This window comes from Hominifimenecus sp. rT4P-3 (assembly GCF_051055405.1).
Lineage (GTDB): Bacteria > Bacillota > Clostridia > Lachnospirales > Lachnospiraceae > Pseudolachnospira.
Genome location: NZ_CP167068.1, coordinates 3,122,760 through 3,149,324, shown reverse-complemented (window position 1 = coordinate 3,149,324; position 26,565 = coordinate 3,122,760). Strand labels below are relative to the sequence as shown.

The window sequence follows — 26,565 nt, the reverse complement described above, 5'->3', positions numbered from 1 at the left end:
CCGGTACTTGATTTATGGAAGGCCGTTTCTTCCGTTGGTGCAGTATATACCAGTTTTAAATCCGCCATCCGTTTTTTGATGTCCTTGTAAGAAACAAATTTTGTGGAGTTCCTGGTCAGATGGATGATACATTTTGCTTCCTGTGGAGGGAAACATATTGAAAATGTCGTCAAAACGTCGTCAAACACAACCACATCCCCCCTTAAACCCACGGAGAAACGTGGGTTTAAGGAGGCGAATCCCCTGACTCTTAATCAGGGTGTCTAGGGTGTTTTTTGGAAGTATCGTCATTGATTTTCGCGAGATCAAGACTTTGTTATTTCGGTAGCTAATAAAATCAGTCAAACGTGTTTAAAAACATTCTTCTTGTGTTTTGTTCACCGATATATTATGTTAAAGACAGCGGCCTTCCGTGGAAGTCTTTCCGCTATGGGACGTGCATGCTCTTGTCAAGTGAAGGTAGGAAAAGTAGGAGATACGGCGATGACCATTTGGATAGAAGAAATCGAGGTTCAGGTCGAAAAAAAGCCAATAAAGAACATATATCTGCGGGTAAAACCACCCTCTGGACAAGTCGTTGTCTCAGCTCCACGGACCGTATCCCATGCAGCGATCGAGGGTTTTATCCGTTCCCGGCTGCCATGGATTCGGAAAAAGAGAGCCCAGCTTGCTGCACGTTTGGAACTTTTGGAAGGAATGGATGGACAAGTTTTGGTTTGGGGAGAGCCCGTTAGGATTCAGATAAAAGAGCATCCAGGCCGGGCGGAGGTCGAATGGATAGACGGCGTCCTTACCCTTTGGGCGAGACCCGGAAGTACGGAAGAAAAAAGACGCCGCGTCCTTTGGGAGTGGTACCGGCAGACTTTACGGGAAGAGACCGCGCGGCTGCTGCCAGTCTGGGAAGAACGGATGGGACTTTTCGCCTCAGAATGGCAGATCAAAGCCATGAAAACCCGTTGGGGGACCTGTAATACGCGCACGAAAAAGATTTGGCTGAATCTGCACTTGGCGGAAAACCCAAAGGAATGCCTGGAATATGTAATTGTCCATGAACTGGCTCACCTGCAAGTCCCCAATCATAGCAAAGAATTTTGGGACTTAGTGGAAGAATTTTTGCCGGACTGGAAAACTCGTCGAAAGAAGCTGAACCAGGCGGGAGTGGAATCACCAAGATTCCCCCGGTCCTGACCGTGTTTGACCGTGCAGGCGGAAGGCGCCTTTAGTTGAAGGCGTTTTCCTGGCAATGAAAGTAATCCAGGGCAAAATCCCAAAAATCGAGAGCTGCCTCCGACATCAAAGATCGTTTCTGCCGCATTAGGCAGATGGTCCGGCTGGTACCCGCATGGTCGAGCGCATAATGCTTTAAGCCGGGAGAAAGCTTTTGCGCGTCCGGAAGGCAGGATTCCGGGATCAGCGCAACGCCCAGGCCGGCGTCTACGGCGTTCATTTTTACCAGAAAGCTGTCTGTCTGGCAGCAAGTTTTTGGGAAAAAGCCGGCGGCTTGGCAGAGCTGATAGGTGATGTCGCTGAACAGTACGTTGGATTGCAGCATCGTGACAAAGGGCGCGTCTTTAAAATCCGCCAGATTTACGGCGGAGGTTTTTTCCGGCAGTTCTTGAAACCGGGGGGATAAAATTAATATATACTTTTCTTGGAACAGTGGCTGGGAAACCCAGAACTGTTCCTTTTTTTCTTCCAAGAGCGTATCGCCGGAAGAACAAAGAATAAAGTCTGCGCTGTTGGTACGATTTAATTCTTTAGCCAGGGCAGGTTCGCAGACGATAAAATTGGTCAGCGGGTTTAAATTAGAATAATCCGCGGTGCAGGGCGTAATGATTCCCGCGTAGCAGTAACAAACAATGGTTAACGTTCCCAGTGTTTCATAGGCGGAACGTTTCATGGTCAATACGCCGGTATTTAGCATCTGCAGCGCTTGCGCCGCATAATGAGCGAACTGTTCGCCATTCTGATTCAGCTTGATATGTTTCCCTTTTCGGTCGAAAAGTTTTACTCCCAACTCTTCCTCCAGAGAAGAAATATTTTTGCTTAGCGAGGGTTGAGAAATGTTTAATAGGTCTGCCGTTTGGGAGACATGTTCATATTTTGCCAGCTGTAGAAACTGTTCTAGGTAAGTAACATTCATCCGCGTCTCTCCATTTCTTATTCCAATTTTGCTATATAGATATAAAATATCACAAATTGAAGATATTTTCCATTGCTTTATAATGATCTTAGAAATTTGAATGCGCGCGCTGGAAGGAGCTATTTTGGGAAGTATCAGTCGTTTTGGAAATATGAATCCACCGGAGGAATACATGGCCAGGCCATATCTCATGGATCGGGAGCCATTTCCAATTGCGGATCATCTGTTTTTTGTCGGAAATCTCTGGTGTTCCTCCCATCTCATCGATACGGGAGACGGGTTAATTTTACTGGACACTCCTTGCGCTTGCGGATTGCCAGGCTTGATTCGCAATATTGGGCTTTTGGGGTATCAGGTTCGGGATATCAAATATATTGTCGTTTCCCATGCCCATACGGATCACTACGGCGCGGTGGCGGCCCTTCAGCATATGTCTGGTGCGAAGACGTTTATCGGAAAAATTGATGCCAAAGATATGCGCCATCCACCGGAATATTTGATTCGGATGGGAAAGAATTTTGGACACTACAATGAGTTCTTTATTCCTGATGTGGAATTAGAAGATGGGGATGAGATTTCTTTGGGAGATACGCGGATACGATGTGTCGTTACGCCAGGTCATACAAGCGGCGTCATGTCGCATTTTTGGAAAACCCGTGCGGGAGGGAAGCTGTGGAACGTTGGGATTTATGGAGGCGCTGGCTTTTTAGCTTTATCCAGGGAGAATCTAAAAAAGAACGGACAGCCTTTGATTCTTCGGGAAGAGTTTATCCGCTCGATTGACAAGGTGTGGAATGAGAAAGTAGACATCATGTTGGGAAATCACCCCTTTCACAATGACGTTTATCAAAAACATCAGCGGGTAGAAAACGGAGAAAAAGACGCCTTTATTGATCCGGAAGAATGGCATCGCTATCTAGGGGGATTAAAGCAGGAATATAAGGATTTTCTTGAACTTTCCCCGGAAGAAGTTGCCGGCCGTTTTGGGAAAAGCAGGCTGTTGGAATATTATGGGATCCCGTAAAGGCAGTATCAGAGGAGCGTCCGGAGAAAAGATAGGCGTTTTGCAAACGCCTAAGGAGAAAAGGCAAGGAAAGGAGAGAGAAATGAAAAAGGTATTAAAAGCGATTGACGACCATGCGGAAGAATTGATCTTAGTGTTGTTGATGAGCGCGATTGTGCTGGTAATGCTGTATCAAATTATCCGCAGATACATCTTCAACGACTCCTTAAGCTGGTCGGAAGAGTTTTGCCGTTACTGTTTTATTTGGTTTATGTTTATCGGATATTCTTATTCGGTTCATCAGAAAATTGATCTGAGGATGGACGCGGTCGTCAGCCAGCTGCCGGGAAAAATTCAGCGGTTGGTGAACCTGCTTGGGGAGTTGATTTGTTTTGGCTTGACCGTTCTATTGTTCGTCAGTTCTTTTCGATCTGTACAGGCTGTGATTCGGACAGGAGAGACAAGCACAGGACTGCATCTCCCAATGTGGGTCGTGTATCTATCCATGATTATCGGGTATGGAATGGCTGTGTTTCGTTATATTCAGAGGTTGATACGGGAATTTGTGAGAAAGCAAGGAGAGGAGAAAAAACAATGACGGGAGCTCTGTTAGTTACATTTGTTGTGGGACTGATCATCGGGTTGCCTTTGGTCGCTGTTTTGATTTTGTCTTGCCTCGTGCCGGGCTTTGTAAATCCGGATTTTACGGCCAATATCCAATTTATTATGAGGGCAATTGTCGGAGGCGGGGACAATACGGGAATTTTAGCCGCTCCTTTGTTCATCTTATCGGGAATGATCATGGCGAAGGGTGGAATTTCTGAGAAAATTTTCAACGTATTTGCCTACTTTCTCGGACGGGTAAAAGGCGGATTTCCCTGTGCGGTTGTGATTACCTGCCTGTTTTATGGAGCAATCTCCGGTTCCGGTACGGCGACTTGCGCGGCAGTAGGCGCCATGACGATTCCGATTTTGCTGGAGATGGGGTATGATAAGACCTTTTCCGGGGCGCTGGTGGCAACCTCTGCCGGACTTGGAGTGATCATTCCTCCTAGCATTCCCTTTATTATGTATGGAACGGCAACCGGAGTCTCAATTGGGAATCTGTTTATCGCCGGTATTATTCCAGGATGTCTGATCGCAGGATGCCTGATGGCATATTCGGTATTTTACTGCGTGAAGAAAGGCGAGGATAAAGCGAAAATTGAAGCAAAGGTTGGAAAACTAAAGGCTGTTGGTCTGTGGCCGCTGTTAAAGGACAGCATATGGGCGCTGCTCACCCCGGTTATTTTGCTGGGGGGGATTTACAGCGGAGTCGTTACAACCACGGAAGTGGCGTGCGTATCGGTCGTTTATGCCTTGATTGTTTCGATCGGTATCTATAAAAGTGTTCAGGTAAAAGATTTGTACCGACTGATAAAAGAAGGCTGCCGCTCCATGGCGCCTCTGGCTTTGATGCTGGCTGTGGCTACCGCCTTTGGGCGAGTGCTGACTTTGCTGCAGATTCCAGCGACCCTTTCTACCTTTATTACATCAAATTTTGATTCCAAGTATACGGTCTTGATCGCAATGAATATTATTCTGCTGTTTATCGGCATGATTATGGATACAGGGCCGGCGTTGATGATTTTGGCACCTATGCTGATGCCAATGGCAAAAGCGCTGGGAATTGATTTGACGCATCTAGGGATTATCATGGTAGTCAATATGGCGGTCGGATTTGTTACGCCGCCGTTTGGTATGACACTGTTTGTAGCCAGCCCGATTTGCGGGGCGTCGCCCATGGCAATTGGAAAGAAAGCGTTACCGTTTATCGGCGTATTTTTGACCGCATTACTGCTGATTACCTTTATACCGGCAATCAGCCTGTGTTTACTGTAAAGCCTAAGACGGCATGTCAATTTATGATAAGAAGGGCGGTATCTTCCATCAAAAAGGGTATATGTTCTTGTTAATGGATGGAAGGCAGACCCTGAATATAAAAAAGGAGGAGAAATATGAAAGCAAGAAAAATTTGGACGGCAATGGCCTGTACAATGGCGTGCGTACTGACTGCGTGCGGCGGGGGGCAGTCCGGGGAGAAGTCTTCCGCAGCGGCAGACACGACTGCGGCCGTAACTACGGCGGAAGCGGCTGCCGGCAGCAGCACAGCGGAAACCACAGGGGAGGGCAGCACATCCCTGGCGGCGGCAGAGTACCTGTCTGGAGAATACGACGCTCTTCCGGAGGATGGAGAAAAGTATAACCTGTCGATTGCTTATGCCGGCGGGGAGAACACGGAAGGTCATGTGGTGATGAGCGCGTTAAAAGAGGCTCTGGAGTATTACAGCAATGGAAAGATCACGGTAGCGTTATACCCCAATGGGCAGTTGGGCAGTGATGCGGAAATGATCGCATCCTGTATCGCGGGAGATATCGATATCGTCATGCAGTGCGGTTCGACACATGCAACCTTTGTGCCGGAGACGCAGATCTTTGACACGCCGTTTCTGTTTTCCGGGGTGGATATAAAAGACGTGGAAGCAGCGACCATAGACAGTGAGTTCCGAGATCTGTACAACGCGGCCAATGAAAAGGCAGGTCTGAAATGTCTGATGTTAAAGGCAGCGGAAACCATGGATTTAACCTCCAATAAAGCAGTGTATAGTCTGGATGATTTGAAGGGATTGAAGATTCGTACCGCACAGACAGAGAGCCGCATGCTTATCTGGTCCAGTTTGGGAGCGAACCCGACTCCTCTGGCTTACAGCGAGCTCTATATGGCGTTGCAAAACGGTACGGTGGAGGCATCTGATAACATTTATTCCAACGATGTGACGGGCGGTTTTGGAGAACAGCAAAAATACATTATCCCGACCGATCATTTTCTAGTCAGCGTGGATTTGACCATGAATCTGGAAACATTCCAGGCGATGCCGGCAGAATACCAGAATATGATAACCAAAATCTGCGAGGAAATTTCGCACTATGATTATGCGTTGACGGTTGCGGATATTGACAAAAATCTTCAGACCCTAATCCAAGATTATGATATGGAAGTCTGCGAGATCAGCGATGAGTTCAGAACCAGCATGGTAGAAGCGGCAAAACCCGCGATTGAGTCGGCGAAGGAGATGGTAGGAAACGACGCTCTGTATGAGGCACTGGATAAGAGTCTGGGTCGTTAACAAGGATAAGAGGAAAGGGCTGACGTTTTTAGGCGGCCCTTTCCATTTTGGGATTTAATAGGAGGAAACAGAGATGCTTTATGGAAAAATGAATCCAAGGTTTATTTATACGCCGGAGGTTATGAAAGAAATTGCCGTATATCACAAACCGGATGGACTGGAAGTGACGGAAACAACGATTCCGGGCGTAGAAGAGGGAACTGTCATTGAGATAAAAATTTATCGGCCGGAGAGCGAGACCCCTCTTCCCATGATCATGAATATCCATGGCGGCGGCTTTGTGGCAGGAACCTATAACAATGACAATAACCGCGCCACCTATCTGGCTGTGCATGTTCCAGCGGTCGTCGTGTCTCTCAATTACCGATTGGCTCCGAAATATACCTATAAAGAAGCGATCGCTGACTGCTACCAGACTTGGAACTGGATGTATGATCATGCAGAGGAACTTGGCGGAATAAAAGAAAAGATGGGTCTCCATGGAACGAGCGCCGGCGGAAACCTCTGCGCAGGGCTGGCATTTTATATCCGGGATCACGGCGGACCGAAGATCTCGCTGAACGCATTAAATTGCGCCTGCCTGGGAATTCATACGACGCATTCCGCAGAGCAAATGCGTTTTGAGGATGTCCTGGTCAAAGGGGACGGTATGGCGGACAATGTACGCCTTTACTGCGGTGGGTTAAACGGGCAGCTTCCGTCCTATTATGCAGTGCCAAATGTGGCGCAGGATTTTTCCGGCCTTCCTCCGACATTGGTGATAGCGGCAGAATTTGACTCATTACGGGATGACAGCTGGGAATATGTACGGCATTTGCAGCTTGATGCCATTCCAGTGGAATTTTATATCATCCCCCGTTCGGCTCATGGATTTACAGCTGTTTCCTGTAAGCTGACTACTTGGGTGGAAGACGGAATGGTCATGTCTTTCCAAAGAGAATTTGGGATGGAGGAATAAAAAAACGCACCGCTAAGGACTTGCGCCCTGTCGCGGTGCGATCTTTTGCGGAATGAGATTCTTTATTCTCAATCCTTCTTTTCCAGCGGGATGGCTTCCTTGCCAGGGAGCGCTTCCCGCTTTTCTAAGATTTCCATAAATTCCTCGCCGGTGATGGTTTCCCGCTCATAGAGCACCTTTGCCAGCGCGTGCAGCTTTTGAATATTGTCTTTCAGGATTTTGGAAGCTCGGTCCTGTTCCGTGCGGACCACTTCGATGACTTTTTGGTCAATGGCTGCCGCAGTAGCTTCTGAGCAGGCCAGCGAAGCGTCGCCGCCCAGATATTGATTGTTCAGAGTTTCCAGCGCGACCATGCCAAATTCCTCGGTCATTCCGTAGCGGGTAACCATGGCCCGCGCCAGGCGGGTTGCCTGCTCAATGTCGTTGGAAGCTCCGGTGGTGATAGAATGGAAAACCAGTTCTTCCGCCACGCGCCCCCCGGTAAGGGTGGCGATTTTATTTTCCATCTCTTCCTTGGTCATCAGGAAATGGTCGCCTTCCTCCACCTGCATGGTATATCCCAGTGCACCGGAGGTGCGGGGAATGATCGTAATTTTGTGTACCGGCGCGGACGCGGTCTGCTTGGCGGCAACCAGCGCATGGCCGATCTCATGGTAGGCGACGATCAGCTTTTCTTTATTGGAAAGAACCCGGTTCTTTTTCTGATATCCGGCGATGACGACTTCTACGCTTTCTTCCAAGTCTGCTTGAGTCACAAATTTCCGGTTTTCCCGGACGGCGCGGAGCGCCGCTTCATTTACGATATTTGCCAATTCCGCGCCGGAAGCTCCGGCGGCTGCCCGTGCGATTGCGCTAAAGTCTACACGATCTCCGATGTGGATTTTCTTTGCGTGTACTTTCAAAATTTCTTCTCTGCCCTTGAGATCCGGAAGCTCCACGGGTACGCGGCGGTCAAAACGGCCGGGGCGTAAGAGGGCTGGGTCGAGGCTGTCGGGACGGTTGGTGGCGGCCAGGATCATGACGCCTTTTCTTCCGTCAAAGCCGTCCATCTCCGTAAGCAATTGGTTTAGAGTTTGTTCCCGCTCGTCGTTTCCGCCGAGATTGCCGTTTCCGCGTTTTTTGCCAATGGTATCAATTTCGTCGATAAAGACGATGCAGGGAGCTTTCTCATTGGCCTGTTGGAACAGGTCGCGGACTTTGGCGGCGCCCATACCGACAAACATTTCCACGAATTCCGAACCGGAAATCGAGAAAAACGGAACGTTGGCCTCGCCGGCGACTGCTTTGGCAAGCAAGGTTTTTCCTGTTCCAGGAGGGCCCACCAGGAGAGCGCCTTTGGGCATCGTGGCTCCAATTTCCGTATATTTCGCGGGATTGTGCAGAAAATCAACGATTTCCGTCAGGATTTCCTTTGCTTCATCCTCGCCTGCCACATCGGCAAACTTGATGCCGGTGGTAGACTGGACGTAAATTTTGGCGTTGCTTTTGCCAAAGGACATCGCGTTTCCCATGCCTCCGCCCATCTTTTTGGATAAAGATTTCCAGAAAAGCTGACCGATGAGAAGCATGAGCAAAATGGGTAAAATCCAGGTCAGCAGGATGGAAAGAAGCGGAGACATCTGTTCCACGATCTCCTTGCCAAAGGTAGCGCCCGCCTCGTAGAGACGCATGGTTAACTGCGGATCTTCCATCCTTCCGGTTTTATAGTAATTGGGCGTATCGGCATTATCGGAGAAGACAATCTCCGTTTCCGTCACCTCGACTTCCTGGATTTCTTTTTGTTCGATCATGCGCATGAAGGTCCCGTAATCCACTTCCGTAACCCGTGCGGAGGTTACATAAGGAAAGACGAAGATATTGAGAAGCATCAAGACCAGGGTAGCGATCATGAAATAGTAAAGGAGCGGCTTTTTTGTATTTTTCACTTCCTGCATAATAGAACCTCCTTTGATAAACAAACGATAACTCGTTCTTAAATAATTGTCAAGCGTTTAATATAAATATAATATTTACTTTACAGTTTTTATTGACATTTTCCCCGAATGCTTTATAATTAGGTACATAATCTTTCCCAAAAGGGAGCATACTCGATGGAAAGCCTTTAAAAGAGGATTTCAGACTTATCATACGAGGAGGAAAATGTATGGATCAGATCAAAGATAAAGAGTTGGCTTCTTTATTTTTTGACGTATTTTCGGATTTCATGCTTACATTAAAAAAATCAGCATCTTCAGAGGCAGAACTGAAGATGAATTCCCATACATTTTTTGTGCTCTTTACGTTAACTCACGAGAAGGAAAAGCCGATCACGATGACGATGTTGGCGGAAGCGCTTCAGATCTCCAAACAGCAGTTGACGAAGCTGGTCAATGATCTGGAGGGCAGAAACTATGTAGAGAGAATCCATGACCAGGTCAACCGGAGATTGGTATATATCCGGATTACCAAAGCCGGACAACGCCGAATGGACGAGTTTTCCGAGGCCGCGCTGAAACCGGTGACGGAAACGTTAAGGCTGTATAGCCGAGAAGAAAAGGAAAAGCTTGCGGAAGATTTTGCAGGGCTGACAAAGTTTTTGAAAGAAGTTCGAGGAAGAAATTTATGAGGATTTGGGGAAAAATCTGGAAAGACAATCGTTTACTGAAAGATGCGGTCATTGAAAATAATTCAGAGCAAACTAGAACCGCAAAGGTCTTAGAGGCCCTCCATGACCTTTGCATGGAGTTTGATTTAAGCGTTCCCCTTTGGCTTGACCCGAATATTAGTGAATTCCAGCGGCGGGCCAAAACACGTTTTTCGCAAGATAACTTTGTGGAGACGATCTCTTTTGATTATTTAGAGCTGCATGTGATTGAGGAGGATTGACTTTTAACCCCGATATCAATAAAACAGTGTTGATAAATATCCTGAACTTCAGCGTAAAAGGAGGCTGCCGATCAATAATGGGTTGCTTCCTTGCGGCAGCCTTTGATTCCTGATTATCTCGATTGAGGATGCGCGGTTTTTTTGAGGATGCGCAGGTTTTCCAAGTAGAAGAGGGATTTCCGGTCACAGTGCGCTTTTTATGGTTTCTGCAATTTGTGCCAGTTCTTCCTGCGACGGATTTTTCGGCGTCCAGGTAACGATTTTAGCGCCGTCGTCATAGCGCGGGATTACGTGCATATGGAAATGGAAGACGGTTTGACCCGCGGAAGCGCCGTTGTTCTGGACCAGATTAAAGCCGGAGCAGCCGAGAGCCTGTTTCATGGCGGCGCCGATTTTTGCGCCCAGCGGGAGCACTTTTGCCGCCCATGTTTCCGGCAGAGCGCAGACATCCGCGAAGTGTTCTTTTGGAAGGATCAGAGCATGGCCTTTGCTGGCCGGCCCCAAATCGAGAATGACGCGAAACTGCTCGTCCTCATAGATGGTAGCGGAGGGAATTTCTCCGTTGGCAATTTTACAAAAAATGCAGGAGTCTTCTTTCATGACGATGTCCTTTCTTTTTAAATTCTCCTTGGGAGGTTTTCCCTCATTTTACTCTGAAATCCATAATTTTTCAAGGAGAGACGGGCGCTATCGATAAAATTTAGGAATTCTTAAAGACAAAATAAGATTTTCGTGATATACTTACACTCTAATGGAACTCGAATGGAAATGGCCTTTTGGGCCCAAACACTTTAGATTGGAAATGTAATGATGAGTCGTCCCAAAAAAATGGTGTTTCAGATCGCTCTTCTTTTGGCGTTGATGGGAGTTACCTTCTATCTGCTGCTGCGGGATCGAAACATTACTATGATTTGGGCATCGGTATTGGCTGCAAAAAAAGGCTACATCCTTTTGGCGGTTGCCTCTATGCTGCTGTATATTTTCTGCGGTGGCTGGTGTATCCGGGTACTTTTGCACGGACTAGGGCAATCGATGTCAATTTGGAGGTGCTTCAAATACTCTTTCGTAGAATTCTATTTCAGCGCCCTGACTCCTTCCAGCACAGGCGGACAGCCAATGCAGCTGGTATATATGAAACAGGACGGTTACAGTATCTCAGATTCCTCGGTGATTGTGCTGGCGGTTACCGCCTTATATAAGATCGCATTTTTGATGCTTGCCTTGATTTTTTTTCTGATCAATTGGCAGATGATGGCGGAAAAGATTTTTGCGATGCGCTTTCTATTCGCTTTGGGCTTGGTTTTAAACGTAGCGTTGATTATCGGGCTCTGTTTTCTGCTTTTTTCGAAACGGTTGGTCTTCTTTTTGAGCACCGGTGTTTTGAGGCTGCTGGGGAAACTGCATTTGGTGAAGGATACGGAGCGCCATGTGTTTTCCTTGGCGAGAAAAAGCATCCAGTACCGGCGCTGTGCTGGATTTATGAAAGAACATCCCTTTGTGGTATTGCGTACCTTTTTTGTGTTGGCCTTACAGCGGCTGTCGCTTTTGATTGTCCCTTACTTGGTATACCGTTCCTTTGGTATGCGCCAATATGGGGTCACGCAGCTTCTAGCCATTCAGCTTCTGCTGGCTATGTGCGTGGAGATGCTGCCCTTGCCCGGCGCGGTCGGTATCAGTGAGAAGGCATTTCTAATTCTCTTTGGTCCGGTATTTGGCGACCGCCTGTTGACTTCGGCGGTGCTGCTTTCGCGAGGGATTTCGTTTTATTTAATGGTACTGCTTTCAGGTATTATCATCAGCGGAGTCCAACTATCCGCTATGTTTAGAAGAAAGAAAGGCCAAACGGGCCCGGATAATTTTACGAATTCAGGAGGAATGCCGAAATGATTGGCTATTATAACTATTCTGTGATCCTTACGTATGCAGGTTTGGGATCTGCAGTGCTTGGTATGATTCAGGCAATGCAGGGAAATCTTCGGGTTGCGATTCTTTGTCTGATGATCTGCGGCTTTTGCGATATGTTCGACGGAGCGATCGCGCGGACTTGTAAGCGGACGGAAGATGAGAAAACCTTTGGCATCCAGATCGATTCGCTTTGTGATTTGGTTTGTTTTGGCGTATTCCCGGCGGTAATCGGCTATGCGGTGGGGATCCGTTCCACATTCGGATATCTCTGCATGTTCCTCTATGTTCTGGCTGCACTGATCCGCCTCGGATATTTCAATGTGCAGGAGATGAACCGGGTACAAGAGGAGGGCGGAAAGCGAAAATATTATCTGGGTCTTCCGGTAACCAATGTCTCTCTGTTGATTCCGACGATGCTTCTTTTGGACATTCCAACCAAATTTTCCGTAGTGCGTTTTTATAATATCGCGCTGTTGATTTTGGGAGGCGCGTTCTTAAGCAAAATGAAAGTGAAGAAAATTTATATGCACGGCCTGATCGTGGTCGCTGCTTTTGGAACGATTGTATTTTTCTTGGTTTATAAATATGGAGATCGAATCGCATGCTTACCTTTCTCTACCACACCCCTGTAGGCCGTTGTTTTTTAAAAGTGCTGACAAAACCTGCCCTCTCGAACGTTGTGGGCAGGTTTTTGGATTTGCCGGTTTCCCGGCCGCTGATTCCCGGTTTTATCCGGAAAAACCAACTAGATCTTTCCGATTACCGGCTGGAAGATTGGCCTTGCTTTAATGATTTTTTCACCCGGCGTTTGAAGGATGGTGTTCGGCCGGTGGACCAAAATCCGGAACACCTGATCGCACCCTGCGATGGGCTTTTGACGGCGTATCCGGTGGATCGCCAAGCGGTTTTTTCCATCAAAGATTCCAGCTATACCGTGTATGATTTGCTGAGAAGCCGTGGGCTGGCGGAGGCATTTTTGGGCGGGACCTGCCTGATTTTCCGTCTAACTCCGTCCCATTATCACCGTTATTGCTACCCGGACAGCGGGAAAAAAAGTGAGAATCGTTTTCTTCCGGGAATCCTTCACACCGTGCAGCCGGTGGCGACGGAAGCCTGTCCGGTTTACCGGCAGAACAGCCGAGAATATACGGTACTGCGTACGGAACATTTTGGCGATATGGTGATGATGGAAGTGGGCGCTATGCTGGTCGGCCGCATCTGCAATGAGCATCCCGGCCGCATGCCGGTCTTGCGTGGGCAGGAGAAAGGCCGCTTTGAATTTGGCGGCTCGACGATTATTCTGCTGCTCCAAAAGGGAACGGTAGAAATCAGAGAGGATATTCTTGCGGCGACAGAGCGAAACGAAGAATTTCCGATCCGATTGGGCGAGCCGGTTGGAAGCAAGCCAAAGCGGTAAATTTATTTGCAAGGAAGAGCCTGTACTGGATAACTGGACTGGTCAATTTCTCCAAAACTGGATATTTTAAAAAGATCATTTTTCTATTATGATACCTTCAGTTGACAAGACGTGCATGTGCTTGCCAACGGAAGGTACAGCTGCTTTGGAAGTGATGCATCGTCTCTAAAGTGAGATTGCTTTGGAGGGTAGAAAAATGAAAAAAGATATGGCAAAAAGAATTAGCATTGGGGCGCTGTCCATTGCTCTCGTTTGCATTGGCACGATGGTGATTCAGATTCCCATTCCCTTGGGATACGCCCATCTGGGAAATGCGGTAATTTTGCTGGTCAGCGTATTTTTTGGTCCAATGGCAGGAACTCTTGCAGGCGGGATTGGGTCTGCCTTGGCTGATCTTTTAACCGGCTTTGTCCAGTGGGTTCCGACGACGCTTTTGACCAAATCGGTGATGGGACTTGTGATCGGTCTTTTCGCAGCGCAAAAAGGTGAGGCGCGGATGAAGGCGCCCCGTACATTTGGCGCGTCTGTGGCGGGGATTGTTGTGATGGTGTTGGGGTACTTTGCCGGAGGGGCGATTTTGGCTGGAAGCGTGGCAGCTGGAGCGGCTCAGATTCCAGGGCTTACGATGGAAGGGGTTTTTGGAATCGTTTTGTTTTACGCAGTAGGCTTTCTGTTTGAAAAGGCCCATGTTGCCCGGATTGTTCGGGAAATGTAAATGGAATTTGGCAAAGGAGGGGAGGATATGACCTCTCATAACCATCAGAAAAAAATTGCTGTTATCAATGATTTGTCCGGATTTGGCCGCTGCTCGATCGCAGTGGCCCTTCCCATTATCTCCGCGATGAAAATTCAGTGCTGTCCGGTTCCGACCTCGATTTTTTCCAATCATACCGGTTTTCCCAGTTTTTTCTTTGAAGACTATACGGATCGGATGCAGCCTTATATTGACCAGTGGAAAAAGCTGGAGCTGCAATTTGACGGCGTCTGCACCGGATTTTTAGGTTCCAAGGAGCAAATCCAGATTGTAGCTCGGTTTTTGCAGGATTTTGGCCGAGAGGATAATAGGATTCTTGTGGACCCCGTAATGGGGGATTATGGAAAGCCCTATGCTACTTACACGACGGAGATGTGTCAGGAGATGAGAAAGCTGGTTCAATTTGCCGATATCCTGACGCCGAATCTGACGGAGGCCTGCCTTTTGACCGATACGCCGTACCGGCCGGATCATTGGCGGAAAACGGAACTATTGGAATTGGCGGAAGCATTGGCCGCCAAGGGGCCGGAAAAAATTGTGATCACGGGAATTCCTCAAGGGGATTTTATTGCTAACTACTGTTATGAAAAAGGCGAGGAACCAACGATTCTCCGCACCCACCGGGTAGGAACCCAACGTTCCGGCACGGGGGATATTTTTTCGGCTATTGTAGCCGCCGACGCGGTAAACGGCGTGCTGTTTCGGGAATCGGTAAAAAAAGCCTCCAACTTTATTAAAAAATGTATCCTTCGTTCCATTGAGATGGATTTGCCCTTGACGGACGGCGTTTGTTTTGAAGAGTTTTTGACCAAGTTAAGATAGATAAGGAGAAACAAGATGACGATTTTATATGAAGTCGGAGACAGTCTTTATATTAACCTGACCAACAAATGTCCCTGCGCCTGTACGTTTTGCCTCCGGCAGACCAGAAACCATATGGAGAATTCCGGCTCTCTTTGGTTGGAACATACGCCTTCTTTGGAGGAAGTGCTGGCGGAATTTCCAAAATACGATATGACTCGTTACCGGGAGATCGTGTTTTGCGGTTTTGGAGAGCCCATGGAAGCTCTGGATGTGCTGCTTGCTGTGGCCAAGTATTGTAAGGCCCATTACAGTCAACCGATCCGAATCAATACCAATGGATTGGCCGCTCTGATTCACAAAAAACCGGTGGCGCCGCTGTTGGAAGGTCTCATTGATACGGTTTCGATTAGTTTAAATACGCCCAATAAGGACCGCTATCATGAACTGGTCCGGCCAAAATTCGGGGATATTTCCTACGATGCCATGCTGAAATTTGCGAAGGATTGTACAAAATATGTGCCTAAGGTGGTTTTGACAACGGTGGAGACCACTTTGACCAAGGAGGAGGAAGCCCAGTGCCTTGAGATTTGTAAATCTATCGGCGCGGTTTACCGGATTCGTCCTTGGGTGGACTAAATGGACATTGGCCTTGAGGTAAAATTATGAACTTGCAGCAGTTATCTTATTTCCACAAGATTGCACAATTAAAAAATTATACAAAGGCGTCCCAGGAACTGTCCGTCACCCAGTCCAACCTCAGCCATTCGATGGCAAAATTGGAGGAAGAACTAGGGGTTCCTTTGTTTGTAAAAGATGGAAGGAATATTGAGGTAACGGCCCATGGAAAAAAGTTTGACGCACATGTTTCGGTGATTCTTCAGGAACTGGAATTGGCTCAGAATGAGATTCAGCACGCGGCAAACCCAACGGAAGGAAAAATTCGTCTAGCCGTCTCTCATACGCTGCATTATCATTTTTTGCCGAATCTGATGCGGGAGTATAAAGAAATTCCAAAGTACCGGAAGGTACAGTTTCAGGTTTTGGATATGGAGGCTACGGCAATCGGAATTAAGAAGATAGAAGCCGGAGAGGTGGATCTAGGGTTTGGCGCAAAGATCGATAAGCCGGGTTATCGCTATTTTGAAGTGATGCGTGAAGAACTGACGGCGGTAGTGCCAGCGAATCATCCTTTTGCTCAGCGGGAGAATCTTACGCTGAAGGAGCTTTGTCAGGAAACGTTAATTACCTATAACAGCCAATGCGGTACTCGTATGGATTTGGAGAGGATTTTTCAGCTTTACGGCGTTTGGCCAAGGCAAATCAGTGAAGTTCAAAATGAAAAAATGATCGCCAGCATGGTAGCTGCTGGTATGGGAGTCAGCGTCATGCCTTGGATTCCAGAAATCAATGTGTATCAGGTTGCTTCCGTACCCTTGGAGCATAGTACGTTAAAACGTTCTCTTTACATGTTTTGGAGAGAAGAAGAATTTCGGCTGCCGGTGGTGGAGCAATTTCGTAAATTTGTTATGAATACAGTAAAAGCGAAGAAGAATATGTAAACGATCGGAAAGTGAAATGGTGAAAAAGGGCTGTCACCCAGCAAAAAATATTTGCTGGGCGACAGTCCTCTTTTTATGCGCGGACATAAGAACTATGTATTTTATACATAGGTAAATGTACAAATCGCATTGGTAATCCAGAGCGAGTTGCGCTAATATGAAGGCACAGGCGGGGGGAAAAGGCAGGCTTAGTTTTGTCCTCGTTCGCATGAATTTTGTCAGAAGAATAGGAGGGTTTGGATCATGAATTTACAGCGCTATGAAAATAAAGTCGCTTTGATCACCGGATGCGGAGGAATGGGGCGAGCCGTGGCATTGCGCTTACTGGAGGAAGCAGGAAGGGTAATCTTGGTGGACTATTCTCAGGAATCCTTATCAAAGCAAAAAGAAGAATTTGAGAATTTAGGGTATGGGGAAAAGGTTTTGCTGTTACAGGCGGACGTGAGAGATCTACAGGATTGCTGCGCCGTAGTTCAAGAGGGGATTGCGCATTTTGGGAAAATAGATGTTTTGATCCCTACGGCAGGTATTTTACGGCACCATCCCATCGATGAATTGACAGAAGAGGACTGGAAGGATGTAATCGACATCAATCTTACCGGAACATACCATTCGGTAAGAGCTGTGGTAAATCATATGAAGGACAGGCGTTATGGGAGAATCGTATTGATTTCTTCCGTTGGCGGAAGAACTGGGCGGCCGGGAGTCGGCGTGAATTACGCGGCGGCAAAAGGCGGCGTTGTTGGAATGACGCAGCTGTTGGGATATGAATTGGGACCCTGGAATATTACGGTCAATTGCGTGGCGCCCGGTCCGATTGGGGGACGCATGTTTGAATCGCTCCCGGAGGAAAAGCAGGCACGTTTACTGGAAGGCATTCGCCTGGGGCGTATCGGAAATTTTGACGATGTGGCGGCCGCTGTGGCATATTTAGGAAGCGACGATGCCTCCTGGACGACGGGAGAAGTGTTGGATGTAAATGGGGGTCTGCAGTATTAGAGAGGAGGGCCGATCAATGAAACATCTATATTCGCTGGTTCACCTGACGGATATTACCAGTTCGCCGCCGGAGCTTATCCACATCGCAGCGGCGGCGGGATACGATGCCGTCAGCCTGCGGACCATTCCTATGGGCCTGCCCGGAGAAATCCCCCATGATATTACGAATCGCAAATTAAGGGAAGAGACGAGAAGGGCGTGCGAAGAAACAGGAATATTCATCAATGACACGGAGAATGCACGTATTTGCGACGAAGTGGACGTGCATGGATATGAGCCCCATCTGGAAGCTGCGGCAGATTTGGGAATCCGGCATATTTTGAGCAACATCTGGACGGTGGATAAAGGGTTCTATACCGAACAGTTCGGGGAACTTTGCCGCCTGGCGGCTCAATATGGTCAGGACGTCAATGTAGAATTTGTCACATGGGCCAGTGTGGCGAATCTAAAACAGGCGGCGGAGCTGCTGCGGGATGTCGACGCGCCCAATATGGGAATCGTGGTAGATACTCTTCATTTTTATCGTTCCCGTGTGGCGCCGCAGGAGCTGGAAGATCTGCCGAAGGAATGGTTTCGGTTCATGCATCTGAGCGATACGGTGAAGGAAATCCCTGAGGATACGGAATCCTTGATTCATGTTGGGCGGGAAGAAAGGCTGTATCCCGGCGAAGGGGCCATTGGCCTGAAAGCAATTATCGAAAAGCTGCCGGAGGATATTGTACGGGGCGTAGAAGTACCCCATATAATACGGAAAACGGAGATTGGTTTTGAGGAACATGCGCGCAGAGCCCTCCAATTTACGAAAAAACATTTGGAATAAACGGGCAGGATTCTTTTAGGGCTGATGGATGCTTATCACCGCTATACGGAATAATCTTAAAACCCCCGCATACACTGTAAAAACAAGTGTCATCGGGGGTTTTCCCTTTGAAAGATTACATTGAGGAGCGAGCGGTCGCGATTGCGAACTATATTATTGAAAGTAATGCTACTGTGCGCCAGACGGCAAAAAAATTCGGGATATCTAAATCAACTGTGCACAAAGATGTCACAGAGCGTCTTCCTCTGATTAATCCTGCGCTGGCAGCCCAGGCAAGGATCGTTTTGGATGTAAATAAATCAGAACGCCACATCCGCGGCGGTTTGGCGACAAGGGAAAAATATTTGCTTCACAACGGGCGCCATTAATTCTTCTAATTTTTACTTTGGAGGAATGGGAGATTTCTTGACAAGAATTCAGGCTTTTGCTATTCTGAAAACGCAATGGAAGGCATTGCGGAGAATCTCAGAAGAGAAAAGAGGATGATATGTATTCCTATTCCTTTTTGCAATGGATACTTTTCTTTTTTATCTATTGTTTTATTGGCTGGCTCTGGGAGAGCAGTTTTGTTTCAGTGAAAGAAAAACGGTGGGTAAACCGCGGATTTCTTCATTTGCCTTTGCTTCCGCTGTATGGTTCCGGGGCATTGATCATGCTGTTTGCATCCCTGCCTTTTCGCGGAAATCTTATTTTAATCTATCTGTCTGGCGTGATTGGAGCTACCTTGCTGGAGCTTGTGGTCGGACTGGGGATGGAAGCGATTTTTAAGGTTAAATATTGGGATTACAGTGGCCAGAAGTGGAATTATAAAGGCGTGATCTGTCTGAAATCCTCTCTGTTTTGGGGAGTGCTTACGATTTTTTTGACAGAGGCGGCCCATAAGCCGTTGGAACGGCTGGTACTAGGAATGCCGTTTATACTTTTAGCAGCGCTGGATGGCGTGATTGGAACGGCTTTTGTCTATGACACGGTCATTTCCGTGAAGGCGGCTTTGGATTTTGCCAAGGTGCTGTCTTCCCTTGAAAAGGCGAAGGCTGAGTTGGAAATACAATTGCAGGATGCCTATGAACAGTTAGGAGAACGCATGGATGATGCGGCCCAGGCCATCCATGAGCGATTGGATCTGCTCCGTCAGAGTATGGAGGAGAAAGCGGAGGACCGGACGGAAGCTTTCGAGCAGAAACTGGACGAATGGTGGTCTGCCAGGGGCGTGGAACGAAAGCGTCGGGAAGAGAATCCTGGTTTTCAAAATGTACGGGAAAAAGCAAAGATTGTACATCATCAAATGGAAGAACTATTCCAGCGTGCTCATGAAGCTTCATCGGGCATGCTGAAGAGAAATCCGACGGTTTCTTCAAAGCGTTATCACGACAGCATTGTTATGCTGAAAAAGCAGGCGGCGTCTCGGCGGGAAATGCTTCGGATGCAAAGGAAAAAAGAGAAGGAAGAAAAAGAAAAGTAAAACGCGCCATCCATATAGTGGAAGGCATAGAAAAGGGAACGAAACCAGTCCACAAACGGAACTGGCTCCATTCCCTTTTCTCATATCCTAACCGGTAAAACGGTAATATTTTGGGGGGATTGACGGTGGGAACGGGGAATCCCACCGTCAACGAGCATAAAAAAGCTTTTTCACCACAAAAGTGGTATAAAGGAAGTATAAAACGAAGATATGAATAAATTATGAACGCCTTAAGAAAAATGTAAGATTTTTACAAATTCTGTCGCAAAAGAACAATACCCTCCATGAACAAGGACAAGTATATCTCCGTCAATGGAAGATATTTACGGCATAAAATCTGGAAAAGTAAAATTTTTTGTTATGGTATAGAGGAGGAAGCTTCGAGGAAGGATAGTCTTGGTATAAAGGAAGGATTATTTTTAATCTTAAGAGAAAAACCATTTGAAAAAGGCGGCAATTTGTATATAATAGAAACGAAACCCTAATAAAGGAGGTATTCGGAATATGCTTTCCATGGACATCGGAATTGATTTGGGAACAGCCAGCATTCTGGTCTATATAAAAGGAAAAGGAATTGTATTAAAGGAGCCCTCGGTGGTGGCTTTTGACCGGGACACCAACGAGATCAAAGAGATCGGTGAAGAGGCTAGAAAGATGATCGGCCGTACGCCGGGAAATATTGTGGCGATTCGCCCGCTGCGTCAGGGCGTAATTTCGGATTATGCAATTACCGAGAAGATGTTAAAGTATTTTATAAAAAAGGCAATGGGAAAGAAAACCCTGAGAAAGCCGAGAATCAGCGTTTGTATTCCCAGCGGAGCCACGGAAGTGGAGAAAAAAGCCGTGGAGGACGCCACCTATCAGGCAGGCGCACGGGAAGTCAGCATCATTGAAGAACCGGTAGCCGCGGCGATTGGCGCGGGCATCGATATTTCCAAGGCTTGCGGAAATATGATCGTGGACATCGGCGGCGGTACGTCCGATATCGCTGTGATTTCTCTGGGCGGCACGGTCGTCAGCACTTCGGTGAAAGTGGCGGGAGATGACTTTGACGAGGCCATTGTCCGTTACATGAGAAAGAAACATAACCTTCTGATTGGTGAGAGGACAGCCGAGGAGATCAAGATCAATATCGGCTGTGCGTATCCGCGTCCAGAGATGTTGACCATGGATGTCCGCGGCAGAAACCTGGTGACCGGCTTGCCGAAGACCATGACGATTACCTCCGATGAGATGATGGAAGCATTAAAAGAGCCGGCCATGAAGATCGTGGAATCCGTCCACAATGTGCTGGAGCGCACGCCACCGGAACTGGCGGCGGATGTATATGAGCGGGGAATCGTGATGACCGGCGGCGGAAGTCTGCTCGGCGGATTGGACGAGCTAATCGAGGAGAAAACCGGCATCAATACGATGATCGCGGAAGAGGCCATGAACGTCGTGGCCATCGGTACCGGTAAATTTATCGAATTCATTCATGAGGGCAAGTCGGACATCAATCGAAAGTAATGCGGCTTGTGCCGGTACACGGAGGCATGAATGGATACGGTTAAAGGATATGTGGAGCACATCGTTTACCGAAATAAGGAAAACGGCTACACGGTTCTGGAGCTGGCGACAGATTCTGATACCTATACCCTAGTAGGCATACTTCCCCATGTAAGTGAAGGCGAGCCCCTGGAAGCAGAAGGGGCGTTTATTAGCCATCCCCTATATGGGGAACAGTTTTCTGTAGAGCGGTATCAAGTGACAGCTCCGGAGGATGTCATTTCTATTGAGCGCTATCTGGGTTCCGGTGCGGTAAAAGGCATCGGCCCTCAGTTGGCGGCGCGCATCGTAAAAAAATTTAAGGCGGACACGCTCCGTATCATCGACGAAGAACCGGAACGCCTGGCGGAGGTAAAGGGTATCAGCGAAAATGGAGCCCGCCAGATCGCGGTCCAGGTAGCGGAAAAGCGGGAGCTGCGTCAGGCCATGCTTTTTCTTCAGCAGTACGGAATATCCCTGAATTTGGCAGTGAAAATCTATGAAAAATATGGTCCCAGTCTTTACAGCCTGGTCCAGACCAACCCCTATCAGATCGCGGACGACATCCCTGGCGTCGGCTTTAAAATTGCGGATGAAATTGCGAGAAAGGCGGGAATTCATACGGATTCGGACTTCCGCATCCGCAGTGGGATTTACTATACATTGATGCGGGCGGTATCCTCCGGGCATGTCTATCTGCCTCAGGAGGAATTGCTCCGGGAAGCGGCTTTGCTGTTGGATGTGCCGGAAGGCGCCATGGAAAAGCATATCATGGATTTGGTGCTGGACAAGCGTCTGGTGATAAAAGAAAAGAATGGGGAGCCGGTGGCCTACACCGCCATGTATTATTACATGGAGATGAATACGGCCAAGATGTTAAAGGACCTGGACGTGGAGTATGAGACGGATGCTAAAGGGTTAGAGGCCTTTCTGGAACGGTTGGAGTCAGAGGATGGCATTGCGCTGGACGGTCTTCAGAAGGAAGCGGTACAGGTGGCGGTTCGGGGCGGCGTGACGGTCATTACCGGCGGCCCTGGAACGGGAAAGACCACGACCATCAACGCGATTCTTCGGTACTTTGAGCAGGAGGAACAGCAAATCCAGCTGGCGGCTCCCACGGGAAGAGCCGCTAAGCGGATGACGGAGGCCACCGGCTTTGAAGCCAGGACCATTCATCGGATGCTGGAATTTTCCGGGATGCCGGGAGGGGAGGATTCAGACGCTTCGGTCCGCTTTGAGCGGAACGAATCCAATCCGCTGGACGCCGATGTGGTGGTAATCGATGAGATGTCGATGGTGGATATTCATTTGTTTTACTCCCTGTTAAAGGCCGTGCAGGTGGGAACCCGTCTGATCCTGGTGGGAGATGCCAGTCAGCTTCCCTCCGTTGGGCCGGGAAATGTACTGCGGGATATCATTGAGTCCGAGAGCTTTCATGTAGTGCAGCTGACGAGGATTTTCCGGCAGGAGGAAGCCAGCGATATTGTATTAAACGCCCACCGGATTCACGACGGGGACTGGATTGACGCGGATAAGAGAAGCCAGGATTTTTTGTTTGTAAAGCGAAATGAAGCCAATAAGGTGGTCAATGCGGTGATTGGCCTCGTGCGGGATAAATTGCCGGGGTATGTTCATTCCAAGCCCTTTGACATTCAGGTGCTAACGCCGATGCGAAAAGGCGTGCTGGGCGTAGAAAACCTGAACAGCGTGCTTCAACATTTTCTAAATCCGCCCGATGCAGGGAAAAAGGAAAAACAGTTTCCTCAGGGGATTTTCCGGGAAGGCGATAAAGTGATGCAAATCCGGAACAACTATCAGGTGGAATGGGAAACCAGGAATTCCTACGGGATTCCCAGAGAAAAAGGGACTGGCGTTTTCAACGGGGATATGGGAACGATTCGGGAGATCAATTTATTTTCCGAAGAGCTGCTCATTGAATTTGACGAGGGGCGATTGGTGACCTATAGCTTTAAGCAGGCAGACGAACTGGAACTGGCCTATGCGGTAACGGTACATAAGGCTCAGGGAAGCGAATATCCAGCTGTGGTGGTCCCGGTTTTGACCGGGCCGAGGATGCTGATGAACCGAAATTTGATCTATACGGCGGTGACGAGAGCCCGGTCCTGCGTCTGCATCGTTGGATTGCCGGAGGCTTTTCAGGCTATGGTAGACAATGCGGAAGAACAGAAGAGGTACTCCGGATTGGCGGACTGTATCCGGGAGGTGGAGGATTGGAAGCTCGAAGAAGCCGGTTTTTAGATGTGCTGTATCCCAGGCGTTGTCCAGCTTGCGGGGATATCGTCCGGCCCAAAGGAGAGTTGATCTGTCCGGAGTGCCGGGAGCGGTTTTCTTATGTGGCAGAGCCAACGTGCTTGCGCTGCGGGAAGGAAATTTTGGAGCCGGAGATGGAATATTGCTATGACTGCACGGCGCATACACGCTCTTTTGACGGCGGCGTGGCTTTGCTCAATTACGACCAAAGGGCAAAGGAGTCCATCCAGGGGTTTAAGTACGGCGGCCGTCCGGAATACGCGGATTTCTACAGCGCGGAGCTGATGCGGCGATATGGGAAGAGACTGCGCCGTTGGCGGATTCAGGCCATTTTTCCTGTCCCTGTTCATAGGAGCAGAGAACGGACGCGGGGGTATAACCAGGCAGAAGTATTGGCGGAACGAATAGGAGAACTGCTGGATATTCCAGTCTGGAAAGGCGTGCTGGTCCGAAAAAAGAAGACCATGGCGCAAAAGGAGTTAAATGCGGAGGCCAGGCAGCGAAATCTGGAACAGGCCATGGAGATCGAGGGAGATCTAAGAGGCCTGAAAAGAATTCTCTTGGTGGACGATATCTATACGACAGGCAGTACGGCGGAAGCCTGCACGAAGGTATTGAAGCGGGAGGGAGTAGAAAGAGTATATCTGGCCTGTGTCTGCATTGGAAAGAATTAGTGTTTGGCAGATGCGTAAGATTCAAGTGTCAGAATCAAGCGGCGGAAGGGAGACAACAATGATTATTTTACACGTTCGTTACCAGTTGAACGGCATGACTCGCGAGGAATTTTTTGATGTTGTGAAGGCGGCTCAAATAGGAGAAGGCTCTCGGAGAGACGAGGGAAACATCGAGTATTCCTATTACTTGCCGGTGGATACGGAAGATGAAGTGCTGTTGGTTGAGATTTGGAAGGACGAAGCGGCCCTGGCCGCCCATCAGCAAAGCGAACACGTAAAAGCGTGGCGGGAAGTGAAGAGCAAGTATCCGGTAGAGAGCAAAATCGTCAAGTATCAGGCGGAAGAAATTTAAGACACTGGAAAAGAGCGATTGTCTTGCTGGATATTTTCGCTGGGCAATCGCTCTTTATGATAGAACGTGCAGCCTTACCATTTTTTATCGCAAGGCGCCTCCTTATTTATGGGATTTCTTTTTTCTGCTCTTGTAATCTGCCTGGATTTGAGCGCTCCAATTTGCGGCAAGCGGTTGATTGGCCCTGACGGCGCGCACGGTCTCTGCAATGGTATCGAAGACGACGGTGGTACCATGGCTGTCCGCATGATAATCCACAGCTCGATCTGCGCCGATGCCAAAATTTTGAGCGGTTTCCACAGAATCAATATTGGCGCCAATGAAAAGGAATTCCCATCCGTATTTTTCTTTTTGCTGTTCCACCATCTTCTTGACTTCGTCGCTGGTGTAAAGGCGGCTTGCATTTTCAAGACCGTCTGTGGTGATCACAAACAGCGTATGTTCCGGCACGTCCTCCGGGCGGGCATATTTGTGAATGTTCCCGATATGGTGAATGGCGCATCCCATTGCGTCGATCAGCGCGGTGCATCCCCGCACGGTATAATCCTTGTCGGTCATTTTTGAAATCTTAGTCAGTGGAACCCGGTCATGCAGCACCTGGCTGGTATGATCAAAAAGAATGGTAGAGACAAAACAGGCGCCATCCTGTTTTCTTTGCTTTTCGATCAGCGCGTTAAAGCCGCCGATGGTATCGCTTTCAAGGCCTGCCATGGAACCGCTTCGATCCAAAAGGAATACGAGTTCCGTTGTGTTATTTTTCATCGGAAACCTCCTCTAATCATGTAATGGATAAATCCATTATAATCCTTTCTCCGGCCGGTTGGTCGCTTGGCAGGCGACAATTGACGCGATACCGGAAGCGGAAAGGAGTGAGAAAGTTTCAGTTGTCAATAGGAGCCGATCCCTAAGCTTTTTTAGCCTAAAAGCGGCTGATCAAAGGCAAACAGCGCTTCATTAATTTCAAAAATATTGTAATTTCCCTTTTTGATAAAAAATTCAATGATAATATCAAACTTATTGCTGTGGGAGAGGGCATAGCCCGCCTTCATAAGCATATCTTTGGTTTCGTCCAAAGACAGTTCCAGGGCGATCGCAAAGGCAATTGCCGTTATTTTGCTTGGTCTGTAGTTTACATCGCTGCGGATCTTGGAAAAGAGTTTCCGATCGATGTTGGCTTTTTTATAACACTCCGCATCGGTCATGCCTTTTTCGTCAATTTTACGCAGAAGCATCTGGGAAAAGCTCTCGTCTATCTGACGGATGGCCTCTTCCAAATTTTGGGTCGCCTGCGGCAGTGCGGAGGAAAACGCCGCGCTTCTGGCAACAAAATGTGTTTCCACATAAAATTCGTCGATATATTCCCTGATATCGCGGACAAGCTTTTTGCTGATCTGAAAACAGTCTTTATCGTATACGACCAAATACACCAGCATGTCATAAGTGAACAAAAACTTGCTGATCTCATGAATGGCCACCTGCAGCGCTTGGTCTTTCGGATAGCCGTACGCGCCGGTAGAGATCAGAGGAAAAGCAATGGATTCGCAGCCATATTCTTGGGCAAGGCGCAGGGATTTTCGGTAGCAGGACGCCAACAGTTCTTTTTTCCCTAATATCCCGCTCAGCCACCGAGGTCCAACCGTGTGGATGATGTATTTGCATGGGAGCCGGTAGCCTTTTGTAATCTTCGCCTCTCCAACGCGGCAGCCGCCAAGAGCGGCGCATTCTTTTTGTAATTCAGGACCCGCCGCCCTGTGTATGGCGCCGTCGACGCCACCGCCTCCTTGAAGGGTTGGATTAGCGGCATTGACAATGGCGTCACAGCGCATGTTTATAATGTCATTTCGGACAATCTGTATCGGCATAATTTCCTCGCTGCAATTCTGGT

General features: G+C 48.3%; 28 protein-coding genes and 1 pseudogene. 23 read left to right on the top strand and 6 right to left on the bottom strand.

Annotated features, from left to right (window positions below):
- Nucleotides 1-11: 11 nt before the first annotated feature.
- Nucleotides 12-134: pseudogene (locus ACCC71_RS14575) on the bottom strand (transposase); the annotation flags it as partial.
- 349 nt (nucleotides 135-483) lie between these two features.
- Here ACCC71_RS14575 and ACCC71_RS14570 point away from each other — a divergent pair.
- On the top strand, nucleotides 484-1,188 hold the full coding sequence (locus ACCC71_RS14570; protein WP_434310352.1) for a M48 family metallopeptidase: 705 nt from the start codon (nucleotides 484-486) through the stop codon (nucleotides 1,186-1,188).
- A 31-nt stretch (nucleotides 1,189-1,219) separates the two neighbouring features.
- Here ACCC71_RS14570 and ACCC71_RS14565 read toward each other — a convergent pair whose 3' ends face one another.
- Nucleotides 1,220-2,143, bottom strand: coding sequence for a LysR family transcriptional regulator (locus ACCC71_RS14565; protein WP_434310351.1), 924 nt, complete (start codon nucleotides 2,141-2,143; stop codon nucleotides 1,220-1,222).
- Between the two features lie 124 nt (nucleotides 2,144-2,267).
- Here ACCC71_RS14565 and ACCC71_RS14560 point away from each other — a divergent pair, with 124 nt between their 5' ends.
- The 5 genes from ACCC71_RS14560 to ACCC71_RS14540 all read left to right on the top strand — a co-directional run bounded on the left by ACCC71_RS14560 (nucleotide 2,268) and on the right by ACCC71_RS14540 (nucleotide 7,271).
- A complete protein-coding gene (locus tag ACCC71_RS14560) occupies nucleotides 2,268-3,167 on the top strand; it encodes an MBL fold metallo-hydrolase (protein ID WP_434310350.1) in 900 nt (299 codons plus the stop codon).
- Between the two features lie 82 nt (nucleotides 3,168-3,249).
- Nucleotides 3,250-3,744, top strand: a complete 495-nt coding sequence (locus ACCC71_RS14555; protein WP_434310349.1) for a TRAP transporter small permease — start codon at nucleotides 3,250-3,252, stop codon at nucleotides 3,742-3,744.
- Nucleotides 3,741-5,027 carry a TRAP transporter large permease gene (locus ACCC71_RS14550; RefSeq protein ID WP_434310348.1) on the top strand — a complete coding sequence of 429 codons (1,287 nt, stop codon included), beginning with the start codon at nucleotides 3,741-3,743 and terminating at the stop codon, nucleotides 5,025-5,027. The genes ACCC71_RS14555 and ACCC71_RS14550 overlap by 4 nt, the downstream gene beginning before the upstream one ends.
- 116 nt (nucleotides 5,028-5,143) lie before the next feature.
- Nucleotides 5,144-6,313 carry a TRAP transporter substrate-binding protein gene (locus ACCC71_RS14545; protein WP_434310347.1) on the top strand — a complete coding sequence of 390 codons (1,170 nt, stop codon included), beginning with the start codon at nucleotides 5,144-5,146 and terminating at the stop codon, nucleotides 6,311-6,313.
- A gap of 73 nt (nucleotides 6,314-6,386) precedes the next feature.
- Nucleotides 6,387-7,271, top strand: a complete 885-nt coding sequence (locus ACCC71_RS14540; protein ID WP_434310346.1) for an alpha/beta hydrolase — start codon at nucleotides 6,387-6,389, stop codon at nucleotides 7,269-7,271.
- A 68-nt stretch (nucleotides 7,272-7,339) separates the two neighbouring features.
- Here ACCC71_RS14540 and ftsH read toward each other — a convergent pair whose 3' ends face one another.
- The gene (gene ftsH / locus ACCC71_RS14535; RefSeq protein ID WP_434310345.1) at nucleotides 7,340-9,205 is read right to left on the bottom strand and encodes an ATP-dependent zinc metalloprotease FtsH; all 1,866 of its coding nucleotides are present in this window, start codon (nucleotides 9,203-9,205) and stop codon (nucleotides 7,340-7,342) included.
- A 209-nt stretch (nucleotides 9,206-9,414) separates the two neighbouring features.
- Between ftsH and ACCC71_RS14530 the strand changes: the two genes are divergently transcribed.
- Nucleotides 9,415-9,876 (top strand): MarR family winged helix-turn-helix transcriptional regulator, encoded by a 462-nt coding sequence (locus tag ACCC71_RS14530; RefSeq protein WP_434310344.1) that lies wholly within the window; start codon nucleotides 9,415-9,417, stop codon nucleotides 9,874-9,876.
- On the top strand, nucleotides 9,873-10,136 hold the full coding sequence (locus ACCC71_RS14525) for a hypothetical protein (protein WP_434310343.1): 264 nt from the start codon (nucleotides 9,873-9,875) through the stop codon (nucleotides 10,134-10,136). The genes ACCC71_RS14530 and ACCC71_RS14525 overlap by 4 nt, the downstream gene beginning before the upstream one ends.
- Nucleotides 10,137-10,319: 183 nt before the next feature.
- On the opposite strand, the gene ACCC71_RS14520 is transcribed toward ACCC71_RS14525, so the two are convergent.
- Nucleotides 10,320-10,736, bottom strand: coding sequence for an HIT family protein (locus ACCC71_RS14520; RefSeq protein ID WP_434310342.1), 417 nt, complete (start codon nucleotides 10,734-10,736; stop codon nucleotides 10,320-10,322).
- Between the two features lie 210 nt (nucleotides 10,737-10,946).
- Here ACCC71_RS14520 and ACCC71_RS14515 point away from each other — a divergent pair, with 210 nt between their 5' ends.
- The 15 genes from ACCC71_RS14515 (at nucleotide 10,947) to ACCC71_RS14445 (ending at nucleotide 24,680) form a co-directional block, all read left to right on the top strand.
- Nucleotides 10,947-12,023: a lysylphosphatidylglycerol synthase transmembrane domain-containing protein gene (locus tag ACCC71_RS14515; RefSeq protein WP_434310341.1), complete on the top strand. Its 1,077-nt coding sequence runs from the start codon at nucleotides 10,947-10,949 to the stop codon at nucleotides 12,021-12,023.
- Nucleotides 12,020-12,673 carry a CDP-alcohol phosphatidyltransferase family protein gene (locus ACCC71_RS14510; protein WP_434310340.1) on the top strand — a complete coding sequence of 218 codons (654 nt, stop codon included), beginning with the start codon at nucleotides 12,020-12,022 and terminating at the stop codon, nucleotides 12,671-12,673. Before ACCC71_RS14515 ends, ACCC71_RS14510 begins: the two co-directional genes overlap by 4 nt.
- On the top strand, nucleotides 12,643-13,458 hold the full coding sequence (locus tag ACCC71_RS14505; protein ID WP_434310339.1) for a phosphatidylserine decarboxylase: 816 nt from the start codon (nucleotides 12,643-12,645) through the stop codon (nucleotides 13,456-13,458). The genes ACCC71_RS14510 and ACCC71_RS14505 overlap by 31 nt, the downstream gene beginning before the upstream one ends.
- A 196-nt stretch (nucleotides 13,459-13,654) precedes the next feature.
- Nucleotides 13,655-14,173 carry an ECF transporter S component gene (locus tag ACCC71_RS14500; RefSeq protein WP_434310338.1) on the top strand — a complete coding sequence of 173 codons (519 nt, stop codon included), beginning with the start codon at nucleotides 13,655-13,657 and terminating at the stop codon, nucleotides 14,171-14,173.
- Nucleotides 14,174-14,200: 27 nt separating this feature from the next.
- Nucleotides 14,201-15,034 carry a pyridoxamine kinase gene (locus tag ACCC71_RS14495; protein ID WP_434310337.1) on the top strand — a complete coding sequence of 278 codons (834 nt, stop codon included), beginning with the start codon at nucleotides 14,201-14,203 and terminating at the stop codon, nucleotides 15,032-15,034.
- 15 nt (nucleotides 15,035-15,049) lie between these two features.
- Nucleotides 15,050-15,652: a TIGR04100 family radical SAM protein gene (locus ACCC71_RS14490; protein WP_434310336.1), complete on the top strand. Its 603-nt coding sequence runs from the start codon at nucleotides 15,050-15,052 to the stop codon at nucleotides 15,650-15,652.
- A 26-nt stretch (nucleotides 15,653-15,678) separates the two neighbouring features.
- Entirely contained in the window at nucleotides 15,679-16,575 is an 897-nt protein-coding gene (locus tag ACCC71_RS14485) for a LysR family transcriptional regulator (protein ID WP_434310335.1), read from the top strand.
- Nucleotides 16,576-16,818: 243 nt separating this feature from the next.
- On the top strand, nucleotides 16,819-17,574 hold the full coding sequence (locus tag ACCC71_RS14480) for an SDR family oxidoreductase (protein ID WP_434310334.1): 756 nt from the start codon (nucleotides 16,819-16,821) through the stop codon (nucleotides 17,572-17,574).
- Between the two features lie 16 nt (nucleotides 17,575-17,590).
- Nucleotides 17,591-18,394, top strand: a complete 804-nt coding sequence (locus tag ACCC71_RS14475; protein ID WP_434310333.1) for a sugar phosphate isomerase/epimerase family protein — start codon at nucleotides 17,591-17,593, stop codon at nucleotides 18,392-18,394.
- A gap of 107 nt (nucleotides 18,395-18,501) precedes the next feature.
- On the top strand, nucleotides 18,502-18,762 hold the full coding sequence (spoIIID, locus tag ACCC71_RS14470) for a sporulation transcriptional regulator SpoIIID (RefSeq protein WP_434310332.1): 261 nt from the start codon (nucleotides 18,502-18,504) through the stop codon (nucleotides 18,760-18,762).
- 206 nt (nucleotides 18,763-18,968) lie between these two features.
- Nucleotides 18,969-19,856 (top strand): putative ABC transporter permease, encoded by an 888-nt coding sequence (locus ACCC71_RS14465; RefSeq protein WP_434310331.1) that lies wholly within the window; start codon nucleotides 18,969-18,971, stop codon nucleotides 19,854-19,856.
- A 504-nt stretch (nucleotides 19,857-20,360) separates the two neighbouring features.
- A complete protein-coding gene (locus tag ACCC71_RS14460; protein ID WP_434310330.1) occupies nucleotides 20,361-21,365 on the top strand; it encodes a rod shape-determining protein in 1,005 nt (334 codons plus the stop codon).
- Between the two features lie 30 nt (nucleotides 21,366-21,395).
- A complete protein-coding gene (gene recD2 / locus ACCC71_RS14455) occupies nucleotides 21,396-23,642 on the top strand; it encodes an SF1B family DNA helicase RecD2 (protein WP_434310329.1) in 2,247 nt (748 codons plus the stop codon).
- The gene (locus ACCC71_RS14450; RefSeq protein ID WP_434310328.1) at nucleotides 23,615-24,328 is read left to right on the top strand and encodes a double zinc ribbon domain-containing protein; all 714 of its coding nucleotides are present in this window, start codon (nucleotides 23,615-23,617) and stop codon (nucleotides 24,326-24,328) included. The genes recD2 and ACCC71_RS14450 overlap by 28 nt, the downstream gene beginning before the upstream one ends.
- Nucleotides 24,329-24,386: 58 nt before the next feature.
- Nucleotides 24,387-24,680, top strand: a complete 294-nt coding sequence (locus ACCC71_RS14445) for an antibiotic biosynthesis monooxygenase family protein (RefSeq protein WP_434310327.1) — start codon at nucleotides 24,387-24,389, stop codon at nucleotides 24,678-24,680.
- A gap of 102 nt (nucleotides 24,681-24,782) precedes the next feature.
- Here ACCC71_RS14445 and ACCC71_RS14440 read toward each other — a convergent pair whose 3' ends face one another.
- On the bottom strand, nucleotides 24,783-25,442 hold the full coding sequence (locus ACCC71_RS14440; protein ID WP_434310326.1) for a vWA domain-containing protein: 660 nt from the start codon (nucleotides 25,440-25,442) through the stop codon (nucleotides 24,783-24,785).
- 152 nt (nucleotides 25,443-25,594) lie between these two features.
- Entirely contained in the window at nucleotides 25,595-26,542 is a 948-nt protein-coding gene (locus ACCC71_RS14435; RefSeq protein ID WP_434310325.1) for a macro domain-containing protein, read from the bottom strand.
- Nucleotides 26,543-26,565: the final 23 nt, after the last annotated feature.

Excerpts from the sequence above, each read along its gene's own strand:
- ACCC71_RS14570 (WP_434310352.1), top strand. The coding sequence starts at position 484 with ATGACCATTTGGATAGAAGAAATCGAGGTTCAGGTCGAAAAAAAGCCA.
- ACCC71_RS14565 (WP_434310351.1), bottom strand. The coding sequence starts at position 2,143 with ATGAATGTTACTTACCTAGAACAGTTTCTACAGCTGGCAAAATATGAA.
- ACCC71_RS14555 (WP_434310349.1), top strand. The coding sequence starts at position 3,250 with ATGAAAAAGGTATTAAAAGCGATTGACGACCATGCGGAAGAATTGATC.
- ACCC71_RS14550 (WP_434310348.1), top strand. The coding sequence starts at position 3,741 with ATGACGGGAGCTCTGTTAGTTACATTTGTTGTGGGACTGATCATCGGG.
- ACCC71_RS14545 (WP_434310347.1), top strand. The coding sequence starts at position 5,144 with ATGAAAGCAAGAAAAATTTGGACGGCAATGGCCTGTACAATGGCGTGC.
- ACCC71_RS14540 (WP_434310346.1), top strand. The coding sequence starts at position 6,387 with ATGCTTTATGGAAAAATGAATCCAAGGTTTATTTATACGCCGGAGGTT.
- ftsH (WP_434310345.1), bottom strand. The coding sequence starts at position 9,205 with ATGCAGGAAGTGAAAAATACAAAAAAGCCGCTCCTTTACTATTTCATG.
- ACCC71_RS14530 (WP_434310344.1), top strand. The coding sequence starts at position 9,415 with ATGGATCAGATCAAAGATAAAGAGTTGGCTTCTTTATTTTTTGACGTA.
- ACCC71_RS14525 (WP_434310343.1), top strand. The coding sequence starts at position 9,873 with ATGAGGATTTGGGGAAAAATCTGGAAAGACAATCGTTTACTGAAAGAT.
- ACCC71_RS14520 (WP_434310342.1), bottom strand. The coding sequence starts at position 10,736 with ATGAAAGAAGACTCCTGCATTTTTTGTAAAATTGCCAACGGAGAAATT.
- ACCC71_RS14515 (WP_434310341.1), top strand. The coding sequence starts at position 10,947 with ATGAGTCGTCCCAAAAAAATGGTGTTTCAGATCGCTCTTCTTTTGGCG.
- ACCC71_RS14510 (WP_434310340.1), top strand. The coding sequence starts at position 12,020 with ATGATTGGCTATTATAACTATTCTGTGATCCTTACGTATGCAGGTTTG.
- ACCC71_RS14505 (WP_434310339.1), top strand. The coding sequence starts at position 12,643 with ATGCTTACCTTTCTCTACCACACCCCTGTAGGCCGTTGTTTTTTAAAA.
- ACCC71_RS14500 (WP_434310338.1), top strand. The coding sequence starts at position 13,655 with ATGAAAAAAGATATGGCAAAAAGAATTAGCATTGGGGCGCTGTCCATT.
- ACCC71_RS14495 (WP_434310337.1), top strand. The coding sequence starts at position 14,201 with ATGACCTCTCATAACCATCAGAAAAAAATTGCTGTTATCAATGATTTG.
- ACCC71_RS14490 (WP_434310336.1), top strand. The coding sequence starts at position 15,050 with ATGACGATTTTATATGAAGTCGGAGACAGTCTTTATATTAACCTGACC.
- ACCC71_RS14485 (WP_434310335.1), top strand. The coding sequence starts at position 15,679 with ATGAACTTGCAGCAGTTATCTTATTTCCACAAGATTGCACAATTAAAA.
- ACCC71_RS14480 (WP_434310334.1), top strand. The coding sequence starts at position 16,819 with ATGAATTTACAGCGCTATGAAAATAAAGTCGCTTTGATCACCGGATGC.
- ACCC71_RS14475 (WP_434310333.1), top strand. The coding sequence starts at position 17,591 with ATGAAACATCTATATTCGCTGGTTCACCTGACGGATATTACCAGTTCG.
- ACCC71_RS14460 (WP_434310330.1), top strand. The coding sequence starts at position 20,361 with ATGCTTTCCATGGACATCGGAATTGATTTGGGAACAGCCAGCATTCTG.
- recD2 (WP_434310329.1), top strand. The coding sequence starts at position 21,396 with ATGGATACGGTTAAAGGATATGTGGAGCACATCGTTTACCGAAATAAG.
- ACCC71_RS14445 (WP_434310327.1), top strand. The coding sequence starts at position 24,387 with ATGATTATTTTACACGTTCGTTACCAGTTGAACGGCATGACTCGCGAG.
- ACCC71_RS14440 (WP_434310326.1), bottom strand. The coding sequence starts at position 25,442 with ATGAAAAATAACACAACGGAACTCGTATTCCTTTTGGATCGAAGCGGT.
- ACCC71_RS14435 (WP_434310325.1), bottom strand. The coding sequence starts at position 26,542 with ATGCCGATACAGATTGTCCGAAATGACATTATAAACATGCGCTGTGAC.